Source organism: Nocardia niwae NBRC 108934 = DSM 45340 (assembly GCF_001613465.1).
In the GTDB taxonomy this organism is placed as follows: Bacteria; Actinomycetota; Actinomycetes; order Mycobacteriales; family Mycobacteriaceae; genus Nocardia; species Nocardia niwae.
Genome location: NZ_BDCK01000025.1, coordinates 1 through 14,475 on the forward strand (window position 1 = coordinate 1; position 14,475 = coordinate 14,475).

General features: G+C 70.9%; 6 protein-coding genes. 4 read left to right on the top strand and 2 right to left on the bottom strand.

Annotated elements, in window-relative coordinates:
• From NNI01S_RS17720 to NNI01S_RS17730, 3 genes are all read left to right on the top strand, one after another.
• The coding region (locus NNI01S_RS17720; RefSeq protein ID WP_157114841.1) for a non-ribosomal peptide synthetase at nt 1-8,590 on the top strand (8,590 nt) is incomplete at its 5' end.
• Between the two features lie 238 nt (nt 8,591-8,828).
• Nucleotides 8,829-9,818 carry an alpha/beta hydrolase gene (locus NNI01S_RS17725; RefSeq protein ID WP_063021321.1) on the top strand — a complete coding sequence of 330 codons (990 nt, stop codon included), beginning with the start codon at nt 8,829-8,831 and terminating at the stop codon, nt 9,816-9,818.
• Between the two features lie 138 nt (nt 9,819-9,956).
• Nucleotides 9,957-11,198 carry an Nramp family divalent metal transporter gene (locus tag NNI01S_RS17730; protein ID WP_063021322.1) on the top strand — a complete coding sequence of 414 codons (1,242 nt, stop codon included), beginning with the start codon at nt 9,957-9,959 and terminating at the stop codon, nt 11,196-11,198.
• 21 nt (nt 11,199-11,219) lie between these two features.
• Here NNI01S_RS17730 and NNI01S_RS17735 read toward each other — a convergent pair whose 3' ends face one another.
• Nucleotides 11,220-12,245: an SDR family oxidoreductase gene (locus NNI01S_RS17735; RefSeq protein WP_063021245.1), complete on the bottom strand. Its 1,026-nt coding sequence runs from the start codon at nt 12,243-12,245 to the stop codon at nt 11,220-11,222.
• A gap of 48 nt (nt 12,246-12,293) precedes the next feature.
• A complete protein-coding gene (locus tag NNI01S_RS17740) occupies nt 12,294-13,109 on the bottom strand; it encodes an enoyl-CoA hydratase (protein ID WP_063021246.1) in 816 nt (271 codons plus the stop codon).
• Between the two features lie 127 nt (nt 13,110-13,236).
• Here NNI01S_RS17740 and NNI01S_RS17745 point away from each other — a divergent pair, with 127 nt between their 5' ends.
• Nucleotides 13,237-14,475: a TetR/AcrR family transcriptional regulator gene (locus NNI01S_RS17745; protein ID WP_084488941.1), complete on the top strand. Its 1,239-nt coding sequence runs from the start codon at nt 13,237-13,239 to the stop codon at nt 14,473-14,475.

Below are 14,475 nucleotides of genomic sequence, written 5' to 3' on the forward strand. Positions count from 1 at the left end.
ACTGGAGACTCGCGTCCCGGTCCGGACGATCTTCGAGGCCGCGACCGTGGCCGGACTGGCGATCAAGGTGGAACGCGGCTTCGGGGAACGCAAGCGCGCCCCGCTGATCGCCGGGCCTCGCCCCGAGCGCATCCCGCTGTCGTTCGCGCAGCAGCGCATGTGGTTCCTCAACCAGTTCGACACCTCCGCTTCGGTCTACAACATCCCGGCCGCGATCCGCTTGTCCGGCGACCTTGATGCGGCCGCGTTGCGGCAGGCCGTCGCGGATCTGGTGGCGCGGCACGAGATCCTGCGCACGGTCTACCCGCAGACAGCCGACGGCCCGGTTCAGCGAGTGCTCGCTCCGCACGAGGTCCCGGTGGATCTGAACCCCGCGCAGATCGGCGACGAGCACGTCGCCGACGAGGCGCAGCGCATCGTCGCCGCCGGCTTCGACGTGACCACCGAGGTGCCGTTCCGCACCCGGCTGTTCCAGCTCGCGGCCGGCGAATACGTGCTGGTCTTCGTCGCGCACCACATCAGCGCCGACGGCTGGTCGATGGGCCCGCTGACGAGGGATTTGATGCGGGCCTACGTGGCGCGCAGCGGCGGCGCCGAGCCGTCCTGGGCGCCGCTTCCCATCCAGTACGCCGACTACGCGCTGTGGCAGCGCGACGTGCTCGGCGCCGACGACGATCCCGAGTCGCTCGCGGGCGCGCAACTGGCCTACTGGACCACCGAGCTCGCCGACCTGCCCGACGAGCTGAACCTGCCCGCCGACCGGCCGCGCCCGCCCGCGCAGTCCTTCGCGGGCGGCCGAACCGATTTCGTCGTCGACGCCGACGTGCACGCCGCACTGGCCGACCTCGCGCGGCAGCACAGCGCCACGCTGTTCATGGTGGTGCACACCGCGTTCGCGGTCTTCGTGTCGCGCTTGTCCGGCACCGACGACATCGCCGTCGGCACGCCCGTCGCCGGCCGCGGCGAAGCCGAACTCGACGATCTGATCGGCATGTTCGTCAACACGCTGGTGCTACGCACCCGGGTCGCGCCCGGACTCGCTTTCACCGAACTCTTGGCCCGTACGCGGGAAACGGACCTACGCGCCTTCGCCAACGCCGACATCCCGTTCGAGCGGCTGGTCGAGGTACTCGACCCAGAACGCTCGGCCGCTCGCCACCCGCTGTTCCAGGTGGCGCTGTCCTTCGAGAATCTGGCCGCCATCAGCTTCGAACTACCCGGACTGAGCTGCACCGCGCTCGACCCGGCCACCGACACCGCGAAGTTCGATCTGCTGTTGACCCTGCGCGAGCAGCGCACCGCCGCCGGCGCGGAAGCCGGACTCGCCGCCGAATTCACCTACGCCCGTGATCTGTTCGACGAGCAGACCGTGGTCGAGTTCGGCCGCCGGTTCCGCCGCCTGCTGGCCGCGGTCGTCCGGCGCCCCGGCACGGCGGTGGGTGACCTGGAAATCCTGGACGACTCCGAGCGCGCCGACCTGATCGCCCGCACCGGCGCACCCGCCGTGCCGCCGCGCACGCTGCCGGATCTGATGGCCGCCGCCGTCGCCGCGAACCCGACCGGCATCGCCGTGGTCGCGGACGACCGCACCTTCAGTTACACCGAACTCGACACGGCCTCAGCTCAATTGGCGCGTGCGCTGATCGAGCTCGGCGCGGGGCCGGACGTACTGGTCGCCATCGCGCTCCGCCGTTCGGTGGAATCCGTGCTCGCGCTGTGGGCGGTGGCCAAGACCGGGGCGGCGTTCGTCCCGATCGATCCGACCTATCCGGCCGATCGCATCGCGCACATGGTCGCCGATTCCGGCGTGGCACTCGGCGTGACGGTGACCGCCGAGCTGGACAACCTTCCCGTTCTCGCCGGGGGCGCCTGGGTCGCCCTGGACGATCGGGACTTCACCCTCGACGTCGCCGAGCGCTCGGACCAGCCGTTGCGGGCCGGCGAACTACGCGGGCCGCTGCGCGCGAGCAACGCCGCGTACGTGATCTACACATCCGGCTCCACCGGGCTGCCCAAGGGCGTCGTGGTGACCCACGCCGGCCTGGCGAATTTCAGCGCCGAGCAGGTGGAACGCTATCGGCTCGACCGATCCGCCCGCGCCTTGGCGTTCGCGTCGCCGTCGTTCGACGCGTCGATGCTGGAACTGCTGCTCGCGCTCGGCTCCGCGGGCGGGCTCGTGGTGGCGCCGCCGCTCACCTTCGGTGGCGAGGAGCTGGCCGAGCTGATCCGCGCCGAGGGCGTCACGCACGCCTTCCTCACCCCCTCCGTGCTCGCCTCGCTCGACCCGGAAGCGTTGTCCGGGATGCGCGCCATCGTGGCGGGCGGCGAAGCGGTGCCCGCCGATCTGGCGGACAAGTGGACGACCGTGCCGGAGCGCGCCTTCCACAACGGCTACGGGCCCACCGAGACCACCATCATGACCAACATCAGCGACCCGCTGCGGCCCGGTGAACCGGTCACCGTCGGCGGACCGATCCGCGGCACGCGGTCGCTGGTGCTCGACGGCAGGCTGCGTCCGGTGCCCGAAGGCGTCACCGGCGAGCTGTATCTGGGCGGCATCCAGCTGGCGCGCGGCTACCACGCCCGCGCCGCGCTCACCGCCGCTCGGTTCGTGGCCGATCCGTACGGCGCACCCGGCGAGCGCCTCTACCGCACCGGCGACTTGGTGCGCTGGCGCCGGGCCGGGGACGCACCGGTTGTGGAGTACGTGGGCCGCAACGACTTCCAGGTGAAGGTGCGCGGCTTCCGCATCGAGCTCGGCGAGATCGACGCCGCCCTCGCCGCGCAGCCCGAAGTCGGCTTCGCCGTGACCCTCGGACGCCCAACCGGTTCCGGCGCGACCATGCTGGTCTCCTACGTGCTGCCGGCGAAAGACGCCACCGTGGACCAGGCCGTGCTGACCGAGCGGATCGGGCGCACGCTGCCGGAATACATGGTTCCGGCGGCGATCGTCGTGCTCGACGCGCTTCCGCTGACCCCGGTGGGCAAGCTGGATCGCAAGGCGCTGCCCGAGCCGGAGGCGCAGACCCGCGCCTATCGCCCGCCGCGTACCCCGGCCGAACTGGTGATCGCCGAGGTGATCGGCGAGGTGCTCGGCATCGACCGGGTCGGGCTGGACGACGACTTCTTCGCCCTCGGCGGCGACAGCATCGTGTCCATCCAGGTGGTCTCCCGCTCGCGCGCTCGCGGCGTGACCTTCGCCCCGCGGGATGTCTTCGAATGCCGGACCGTCGCCGCGCTGGCCCGCGCCGCCGCGGTGGCGGGCGGCCCCGGTGACGAGGCTGGCGAACTGCCGCTGACGCCGGACGCGGCCCGCATGCTGGACGAGGGCATCGAAGTGCGGGCCATCGCCCTCGACGTCCCCGAGACCTGCCCGGTCGAGACGGTGCACGGTGCGGTGACCGCCGTGCTCGACCAGCACCCGATGCTGTGGGTGCAGCTGCGATACGACGACGACGGCGCGCCGGTGCTGCGCATTCCGCCCGCCGCCGAGCGCACCGGCGAGGCGTTCCGGCGCCTGGACCCGCAGCGCGGCGAAACTTCACTGCCCATCGACGACGTGGTGCAGGCGGTCGCGGCCGCCTTGGACCCCGAGCAGGGCCGCAACATCTATTTCGTGCTCACCGGCGGCCCCGAGGGCCGTTCCACGTTGATCGTCGTGGCCAGCAGCCTCGTGGTCGACGACGTCTCCTGGCGGGCCGTCGTCGATCAGCTCACCGCCCGCTGGAATCGGGCCCGCCACGCCGCGCCCGCGAGCCCCGAGTCCGGCCTCGGCCCGCTCATCCGGGCACTGTCGGCCAAGGCGCACGACCCGGCCACCGTAGCCGAGATGGACTGGTGGCGACGGGCTCTGGGTTCCGTCCCGGAGGGTGCGGGAACCGACGGACGAGACCTGCACGCGCGCAGCCGGGTCTCGCTCACGATCACGGCCGAGGGCGCGGCGGCCGTCGCCGCGGCCGCCGAGGCCTATCACGCCGGGGTGGACGACATCCTGCTCACCGCGCTGGCACTGGCCCTGCAGACCGCCGCGGGGGAGGCGGTCACGCGCGCCATCGGTTCGGTCGTGCGACTTCCGTCCGACGGCCGCGCGGTCACCGGGGCCGACGCGGAGAGCACGGTGGGCGGCTTCGTCACCGAATATCCGTTGCCGCTGCGGTTGACCAGGATCGATATCGAGGACGCCCTGATCGGCGGCCCCGCGGCGGGCACGGCGATCGCGCAGATCAAGGAGCTGCGGCGCGCGGTTCCCTCGCGCGGTGCGGGCTACGGACTGCTGCGCCATCTCAACGCCGCGACCGCCGCCGAACTACGCGGCCTCGGCCGTGGCCGGTTCGCGCTGCGCTACCGGGATCTGCGCCCGGCGCGGGTGCACACCGACATCCCGTCCGACGACCTGCTGCTCGTGCTGACCGTCGACGCCACGGACGAGGGCCTGCTCGCCCGGTTCGACTTCGCCGCCGCCGCGTTCCGCACCGACGACGCGAAAACCTTCGCGCAGCATTGGATTCGCGCGCTCGGCGGCCTGGCCGAACACGGTCTGCGCCCGGACGCGGGTGGTTTCACGCCGTCGGACTTCCCGCTGGTGCGGCTCAAGCAGCCCGACATCGATCGCTTCGCCCGCGCCTACCCGGACCTGTCCGACGCCTGGCCGCTCACGCCGCTGCAATCGGGCATGCTGTTCCACGCCCTGCTCGCCGAGCACTCGGTGGACGTCTACACCACCCAGTTCGTGCTCGATCTCGGCGGCGCGGTGGACGCGCGCCGGATGCGGGCGGCCGCGCAGGCGGTGCTGGACCGGCACGACAATCTGCGGGTCGCTTTCGCCGACGACAGCGAGGGCAAACCCGTGCAGATCGTGCAGGAATCGCTGGAGGTGCCGTGGCGCCTGATCGATCTGTCCCAGCTGGAACCGGGCGCGGCCGAAGCCGAGCTGGACCGGATCAAGGCCGCCGACCTGGCCGACCACTTCGACATGCGGACCGCGCCGCTGCTGCGTTTCGCGCTGATCCGTTCCGCCGCCGCCCGATACCACCTGCTGGTGACCAGCCACCACATCCTCATCGACGGCTGGTCCATGCCGCTGCTGCTGAAGGACCTGCTCACGCTGTACGCGTTCGGCGGCAACTCCCGTCACCTGCCCGCGGTGCGGTCCTACCGGGACTACCTGGCGTGGCTGGTCGCGCAGGACGCGGAGGCGGCCCGTGCCGCGTGGCGCACCGCGCTGGCCGGTGTCACCGAGCCGACGCCGCTGGCGCCGGTCGACCCGGGCCGCGAGATCTCCGCGGGCGTCGGCGAGGTCGGCTTCGAGCTTCCCCCGGCCGACACCACGGCGCTGACCCGGTTCGCGTCGGGTCTCGGCGTCACGGTGAACACCGTGGTGCAAGCGGCCTGGGGTCTGTTGATCGGACGCACCGTCGACCGGGACGACGTGGTCTTCGGCGCCACCGTCTCCGGCCGCCCGCCGCAGCTCGACGGGGTGGAGGCGATGGTCGGCCTGTTCCTCAACGCGATTCCGGTGCGGGTGCGGCTGGAGGCGACCCAGACGCTCAGCGGACTGCTGCGCCAGTTGCAGGCCGAGCAGGCCGCGCTCCTGGATCACCACTACCTGGGGCTGAGCGAGATCCAGGAAACCGTCGGCGTGGAAGGCTTGTTCGACTCGCTCGTGGTGTTCGAGTCGTTCCCGGTGGACCGGGAGGGCCTGGACGAGGCGGGCGCCATCGACGGGATGAACGTCATCGGCGTCGGCGCGGTCAACGGCACCCACTATCCGTTCACGGTGCTGGTGGTGCTGGACAGCCGGTTGCGCGTCTCGGTGAAGTACCTGCGCGACGTCACCGGGGAAGCGGAGGCGCTCGCGCTCGCGCAGCGGCTCTCGGCGCTGATCGGCCGTTTCGTGACCACTCCGCAGGCGCGCGTCGGCGACGTCGACGTGCTCCTGGACGACGAACGCGCCGAACTGGCCGCGCGCAACGCCACCGATGTGCCGGAACTGCTCGACGGCGCGACATTGCCCTCGCTGTTCGACGCGCAGGTGGCGCGGACTCCGGACGCGCCCGCGGTGCGCTTCGGCGACATCACACTCAGCTACGCCGAACTCGACTCGCGCGTCCGGTCCCTGGCGGTCGAACTGATGCGCTGGGGTGTCGGCCCGGAGACGCTGGTGGCCGTGGCCATGCGCCGCGGCATCGACCTGGTGGTCGCGATCTACGCGGTGTTGCGCGCGGGCGGCGGGTACGTCCCGATCGATCCGGACCACCCGGCCGAGCGCAGCGAGTACGTCCTCGACAGCGCCGCGCCGATCTGCGTGCTGACCACCACCGCGGACGCGTTCGACACCGCGACCGGCGTGCCGGTGGTCGCGGTGGACACGCTGTATCTGCCGCCGTTCGAGGGCCCGTGGCCGCAGGAATACGTCCATCCGGACACCGTCGCCTACGTCATCTATACCTCGGGTTCGACCGGTCGTCCCAAGGGCGTGATGATCACCCACCGGCAGATGGTCAACCAGTTCCGCTGGGCGCAGTCGGCCTATCCGCACGACGGCGGCGACGTGGTGCTGCACAAGACGCCGATCACCTTCGACATCTCCGCCTGGGAGTTGTTGTGGCCGTTGCAGACCGGGGCGTCGATCGTCGTCGCCGCGCCCGACGGCCATCGCGACCCGGCCTACCTGGCCCGCCTGATCATCGAGAACGCCGTCACCACGGTGCATTTCGTGCCGTCGATGCTGGAGGCGTTCCTGGACCCGGTGGCAAACCCGGCCGCGGAGTACCCGTCGCTGCGGCGAGTGTTCGCCGCGGGCGAGGCGTTGGCGGGGGAGACGGCGGCGCGTTTCGCCGCGACGGCGCCCGCCGCCGCGCTGGTCAACTGGTACGGCCCCGCCGAAGCCACCGTGGTCACCGACCACCCTGTCCGGGACACCGCCGCGGTGGCGGTGCCGATCGGCCTTCCGGTGGCCAACACCCGCGTGCACGTGCTCGACCGGCAACTGCGGCCGGTGCCTCCGGGCGCTGCGGGCGAGTTGTACGTCGCTGGTGTGCAGGTGGCGCGCGGCTATCTCGGCGCGCCCGCCCTCACCGCAGAGCGTTTTGTCGCGCACGCGGGCGGCACGCGCCTGTATCGCACCGGTGACATCGTGCGCTGGCATGACGGAGCGCTGGAGTACCTTGGTCGCGGCGACTTCCAGGTCAAGCTGCGCGGACAGCGCGTGGAACTCGGGGAGATCGAGGCCGTGCTGACCGGTCATCCGCAGGTGCGGCACGCCGCGGTCTCGGTGGTGCGTGGCGCCACCGGCGACCGGCTGGTCGCCTATGTGGTCGCCATGCCGGGCGCGAGTCTCGACGAGGCCGAACTGCTGCTGCACGCCCGCACCGCGCTGCCGTCGTACATGGTGCCCTCGGCGGTCGTCGCGCTCGCCGAGCTGCCGCTCAACGCCAGCGGCAAACTCGACCGCAAGGCGCTGCCCGAGCCGCGGTTGGTGGCGCGTCCGTACCGCGCGCCCGGCACGCCGCTGGAGCGGACCGTGCTCGAGGTGTTCGACGCGGTGCTCGAGCCCGGCGCCGGACAGCGGGTCGGCATGGACGACGACTTCTTCGACCTGGGCGGCACGTCGCTGGTCGCCACGCGCGCGGTCAGCAGGCTGCGTGCGCTCACCGGCGCCGAAGTGCGGGTGCAGTGGTTCTTCACCGATCCCACCCCGGCGGCGCTGGCCGCCCGCATCCTGGCCGCCCTGGCCGACGACCACGACTACGACCAGGACTCGAACGCGGCGCTCGGCGTGCTGCTGCCGATCCGGACCATGGTGCCGCACGACGTGGCCGCCGCCCAGCCGCTGTTCTGCCTGCACCCGATGTACGGATTGTCCTGGTGCTACGCGGGTCTGGCGCGCTACGTGGCCGCGAGCACGCCGATCTTCGGCCTGCAGTCGCCCGCGCTGACCGAGGACGGCTACCTGCCGCGGTCGCTGGCGGAGATGGCGCATCGCTATGTGGCCGAGATCCGCGCGGTGCAGCCGCACGGGCCCTATCGGCTGCTCGGCTGGTCGCTCGGCGGTGTGCTGGCGCACGCGGTGGCCACCCAGTTGCAGGCGGCGGGGGAGGAGATCGGGCTGCTCACCATGCTCGACAGCCACCCGGACATCGACGTCACCGACTTCCGGGCGGCGATCCGCGAGGCGCTGGCCGAACTCGGCATCGGCGCGGACGCCCTGCTGCCCGGCGACGGCGACGTCCACGACCTGAGCGAGGAGGCGCTGGCCGCGCTGCACGCCACCATCCCGCCGGACATGGCGGTACTCACCCCGGAACGGGTGCGGCGGATCTACCGCAGCGCCGTGCGCTCGGCCGAACTGATCGCCGAGCACCGGCCCGAGGTCTTCCGCGGACGCTTGGACTACTTCAGCGCGGCCGGTCACGACACCGCGGCGGACGGCTGGCAACCCTACGTCGACGGCCGGGTCGACGATCACCCCGTCGGCGTCCCGCACGACCAGATGACCGCGCCCGAAGCGCTGGCGCAGATCGGTCCCAGATTGTCCGAGTTGCTGGATCCCCCGGGATGGGAAGCGACACGGAACATGGGGTGGTCATGATCGAACCGACACCGTTCCGGCATGATGGGCAACGGTGCGGTAACGAAGTCCCCTGTCGTGACGACTACATAGGCCGTATGGTCGGGCGTGTGATGCTGGGCATCCACCCCGGCGCGTGGGGCATGCAGAGCGAATCTCGAGACGAAGCGAAGGTGCGAAATTGATACGTCGACAGAGCCGGCGCGGTGGCCTGCGGGCCGCGGCCGCGATCGCGGCAACCGCGGTGCTCGCGGGAGTGATGACCGGTCTCGGCGCGTCCAGCGCGACAGCTGATCCGATCATCGATTCCAAGAGTCTGCTGGGCAACCCGGTCGCCCCGGACGGTTCGCGTATCACCAAGGCCGAATACAAGGACGCGCGCAGCATCCGCCTGTACGTGTACTCGGCGGCCATGGACGAGAAGGTCATCATCGACGTCCAGCGCCCGGCCGACGCCTCCGTGCCGCGCCCCACGCTGTACCTGCTCAACGGCGCGGGCGGCGGCGAGGACGAAGCCTCGTGGCAGGCGAAGACCGACGCGCTGCAGTTCCTGTCGGACAAGAACGTCAACGTGATCCAGCCGATCGGCGGCAAGTGGAGCTACTACACCGACTGGATCAAGGACGACCCGGTACTCGGCCGCAACAAGTGGAAGACCTTCTTCACCGAGGAGCTGCCCCCGCTGGTGGACGGCGCGCTGGGCACCAACGGCGTGAACGCCATCGCGGGCCTGTCCACCTCGGGCACCACGGTGCTGGCGCTGCCGATCTCCAAGCCGGGCCTGTACAAGGCGGCCGCGGCCTACAGCGGCTGCGCGCAGACCAGTGACCCGGTCGGCTCCGAGTTCGTCAAGCTGACCGTCGAGACCTGGGGCGGCGGCAACACCGACAACATGTGGGGCCCTGAGGGTGGCCCGGAGTGGGTGGCCAACGACCCGTACGTGAACGCCGAGGGGCTGCGTGGGCTCGACCTCTACATCTCCACCGGCAACGGTCTGCCCGGCCAGTACGACACGCTCAACGGCCAGTACGCCCTGCCCGGCGCCTACGGTCTGGCCAACCAGATCATCATCGGCGGCGTGATCGAGGCGGGCACCAACTACTGCACGCACAACCTGCAGAACCGGTTGAACGAGCTGGGCATCCCGGCCACCTACAACTTCCGCAACTCGGGCACCCACTCGTGGGGTTACTGGCGCGACGAGTTCCAGCTGTCGTGGCCTGTGCTCGCGAAGGGGCTCGGCATCTGAGCGTCATCGCGTAGCGCCGGCCGTCCCGGCTGAGTTCCCTCGACCGCCTGGTCGCACCATCGGTGCCACCAGGCGGTCGACTTTTGTGGGGCTTCGTCAACCAAAAGTTCGGGAACCCGTAAAATTCTGTTCGTGGGTATTACGCTGGCCGAGTCGACCAAGTCCGTCACCGGGCGAGCGCGTGCCGCGACGGTGCTGCTCGGTCCGGCGTTCGTCGCGGCCATCGCGTACGTCGATCCCGGCAACGTCGCGTCCAACATCAGCGCGGGTGCCCAATTCGGCTATCTGCTGGTGTGGGTGATCGTCCTGGCCAACGTGATGGCGGGGCTGGTCCAGTTCCTCTCCGCCAAGCTCGGGCTGGTGACCGGCTGGTCGCTGCCGGAGGCGGTGCGAGCGAAGGCGAGCGGCCCGGTGCGGCTGGCGTACTGGGGCCAGGCCGAGACGGTCGCGATGGCCACCGACCTGGCCGAGGTGGTCGGCGGCGCGATCGCGCTGCACCTGCTGTTCGGCCTGCCGATGCTGCTCGGCGGCGTGATCACCGGCGTGGTGTCGATGGGGCTGCTGCTGGTGCAGGACCGCCGCGGGCAGCAACCGTTCGAGCGGGTGATCACCGGGATGCTGGCGATCATCGCGATCGGATTCCTGGCGAGCGTGGTGATCGCGCCGCCGTCTGCCGGAAGCACGGCGGGCGGTCTGCTGCCGCGCTTCCAGGGCACCGAGAGCGTCTTGCTGGCGGCGGCGATGATCGGCGCGACGGTCATGCCGCACGCCGTCTACCTGCATTCGGGCCTCGCCCGCGACCGGCACGGGCATCCGGCGGCGGGGCCGCTGCGCACCCGGCTGCTGCGGATCACCAAGGTCGACGTCGGCTTGGCCATGGTCCTGGCGGGCACGGTGAACCTGGCCATGCTGCTGATGGCGGCCGGCACGCTGCGCGGCCGGAACGTAGAGACCATCGAAGACGCGCACGCCGCGGTCGGCGACGTCCTCGGCCCGGCCGCCGCGCTGCTGCTCGCGATCGGCCTGCTCGCCTCCGGCCTGGCCTCGACGTCGGTCGGCGCCTACGCGGGCGCGATGATCATGCAGGGCCTGCTGCACAAGCGCGTTCCGCTCATCACCCGCAGGCTGATCACGTTGATCCCCGCCATCGCTGTGCTGGCGCTCGGCATCGACCCGACGCGCGCGCTGATCATCTCCCAGGTGGTGCTGTCGTTCGGCATTCCCTTCGCGCTGATTCCCTTGGTGCGCTTCACGAGTGATCGCGCGCTGATGGGCGCGGACGTCAACCACCGCGTGACCACCGCGCTGGCCTGGACGGTCGCCGCGATCATCTCCGTGCTCAACGCCGCGCTGATCTATCTCACCGTCACCGGGCGGTAGCCGGCGGGGTGCGGCGGGCCGTCAGACCCAGTTCTCGATCCAGTACTTCCAGATCCGCGGCGCGTAGGCGTCCAACGGCGGGACCCTGATGTCGGTGCCCGCCAGCGCCGCGCTGGTGTGCCTGCAGTCGAACCAGCAGGCGAATTCGCTGTGCTCCAGCACGTCCAGCGGCACGCCGACCCGGGGCAGCAGCCAGTTCGCGCCGGGGACGCGCAACATCATGTCCAGGGTGCGCTTGGGCATCACTTCCACCAGGTGCGGCGCGCCCGCCTCGTCGGCGAACAGGTTCAGCGCTTCCACCGCGCTCTGCCTGCGCGGATCCACCAGGTGATAGGTCGTCTTGTCCGAACCGGGGCGATGCGCGATGTGATCGAGGGCGCGGGCCACGAAGTCGACCGGCACCATGTTTGTCTCGCCCAGTTTGGGCACCAGCACCGGCAGCAGCCTGGGCAACTGGGCGCCCATGCGCAGCAGGCGGAAGAAGTAGTACGGACCGTCGATCCGATCGATCTCGCCGGTCCGGGAGTGTCCGATCACGATCGACGGCCGGTAGATCCGCCAGCGCACCGACGACTCCCGCACGATCCGCTCGGCCTCGAACTTCGCCCGCTGCGCAGGCGTGGTCAGCGTTTGGCCGTGCTCGAACATGTCCTCGGTGAACAAGCCCGTGCTGCTCCCGGCCACCTCGACGGTCGAGAGGTGGTGCAGCAGATCGACTCCCAGTTCGTCGGCGACGTCGACCAGGTGCCTTGTGCCGCCGCCGCGCTCGGTCAGGTCGTAGCCCGCGGCCAGATGGAAGACGTGCTCGATGGCGCCACGATGCCGGGCCAGCCAGGTCGGGTCGATGCCCAGCCCCGGGGCGCCCAGATCGCCGCGCACCGGACGGACGCGGTCGCCGCCCGCCCATTCCTGCGCGCAGCAGGCGAACCGGTCGGCCGAGGCGTCGCCCGGCCGGACCAGCACATGGATGTCACCCTCGCGTTTCAGCAGCTCGGGGATGAGGAACCGACCGATGAACCCAGTTGCCCCGGTAACCAGGTAAGTCATAGCCGATGAACATAGTCGCCCGTCGGTTGCTGGGTTCCGGCGGGCCGATCAGTCGGCGAAGACGGGCTTGCGCTTGGTGAGCATCGCGGTGGCGCCCTCGACGAAATCGGGGGAGCGCAGCAGCTCGGTCTGTCCCGCCTTCTCGGCGGCCAGGGCCGCGTCCAGCGCGGACAGTGTGGCCTGGTTCAGCGCCTGCTTGGTGAGCTCGAGCGCACGGCGCGGACCGGCGGCGATCTTCTCGACGCCTGCCTCGACCGCGGCATCGAGCTCGCTGTCGGGGACCACCGCGGTGAACAGCCCGGCGGCCGCGGCTTCCCGGGCGGGCAGTCGCTCGCCGAGCAGTGCCATCCGTGCCGCCAGCGGGCGGCCCGCCGCGGCGGCGACCAGCGCGGCCGCGCCGCCGTCGGGCATCAGGCCGATGTTGATGAAGGCCAGTAGCAAGTAGGAGTCCTCGCTGGCGTAGACCAGGTCGGCGGCCAGCGCGATACCGACGCCGACGCCCGCCGCGGCGCCACGGATGCGCACGATCACCGGGACCGGGGCGTCGACGATGGCGCGCACCAGCCGGTTCGCCGCGTCCATCACCATGTCCGAGGTGATGCCCCGCTGCGCCTCGCCCGCGCTCGCGGACAGATCGGCGCCGGTGCAGAAATCGCCGCCCTCGCCGGTGAGTACGATCGCCCGCACCGCACGATCCTCGGCCGCCGCGCGGAAGGCGTCTCCGAGCGCGACCATGGTGTCGTAATCGATGGCGTTCTTCCGCTTGGGGTTGGTGATCGTGAGCCGGAGCACCTTGCCGTCTTGGACCGCGATGAACTTCGCGGCGGCGGGTGCGGCCGGGGCCGCGGAATCGTTGTTGCTCATGTTTGCTCCTAAGCTGCAATTCGGCGGACGCCAGGCCGTGAATAGTGGTTAACTTTGCGAATTGTGGTTAACTTAGGTTCCATTGTCGGGCGCTGTCAACCAGCGCCGCCGGAGAACGGAGAGGTGCATGGTCGCGGATCGCAGCGAGGTCGACCTCGCTCCCGCGCGGCCCGAACCGGGTAGAAGGGCGGGGGCCGAGGGCGCGCCGTCGGTGCGCCGCCGTCCGAAGGACCGCAAGGTCCAGATCATCCGGGCGGCCGCGCGCGCCTTCAGCGAACGCGGGTACTACCCGGTCGGCGTGGACGAGATCGCCGCCGAGGTCGGCATCTCCGGTCCGGCTCTCTACCGGCATTTCACGAACAAGTACGCGTTGCTGGTCGCGGCCGCCGAAGAAGGCGCGCAGCATCTGCTGAACGTCGCCGAGGGGGCCGACGACGCCCGGCTGGACCCGGTGCGGCGCGCGGACGCGCTGATCCGTGCGATCAGCGAGCACACCGTCGAGATCCGCCGCGAGGCCGGACTCTATCGCTGGGAGCGGCGCTATCTCGAGCCCGACGACCGGGTGCGGATCAAGAAGATCTACGACGAGCTGAACAACACCCTCGCTGCCCCGATCGCGCTGCTGCGCCCCGAAGCGCCACCCGCGGACGTGGCGATGCTCGCCGCGGGCGTGCTGAGCGCGATCGCCAGCATCGCCGCGCACCGCACCGCGCTGTCCAGCGCTCGGCTGCTCCCACTGCTGCATCGGGTGTCGTGGGCCGTTGTCCGGACCGACCTGCCGCCCGCCCCGGACGAACCGGATCCCGGCGCACCCGTGCGCGGCATCCCGGTGACCTCCAAGCGGGAACAGCTGCTCACCGAGGCCATCCGGATCTTCGGCAGGCAGGGCTATCACGAGGCGAGCATCGAGGAGATCGGCGCCGCCGTCGGCATCAACGCCTCCAGCGTGTACCGGTACTTCGCGAGCAAGGCCGATCTGCTGGCCGCGGCGTTCCACCGCACCGGCGACCGGCTGGCCATCGCGATCACCGAGGCGCTGGCCGAGGCGACGAGCCGGGCCGACGCCGCGCGGCGGGTCGCCGACCGCTACGCCAAACTGAGTTTCGCCATGCCGGAGATCATGGCCGTGTACTACGCCGAGTTCGGCAATCTGCCGCAGACCGAGCAGCACAAACTGCGCGCCATTCAGCGGCAGAACGTGCTGGAGTGGGCCAACCTGCTGGACGGCGATCCGGTGGAGGCGCGCTTCCGGGTGCACGCCGCCATCAGTCAGGTGATCGATGTGGGCAGGCTGATCCGGTTCGACTCCCGGCCCGCGCAAGTCGCGCGGGTCACCGCGCTCATGGACGCGGTGCTGCTCGACTAG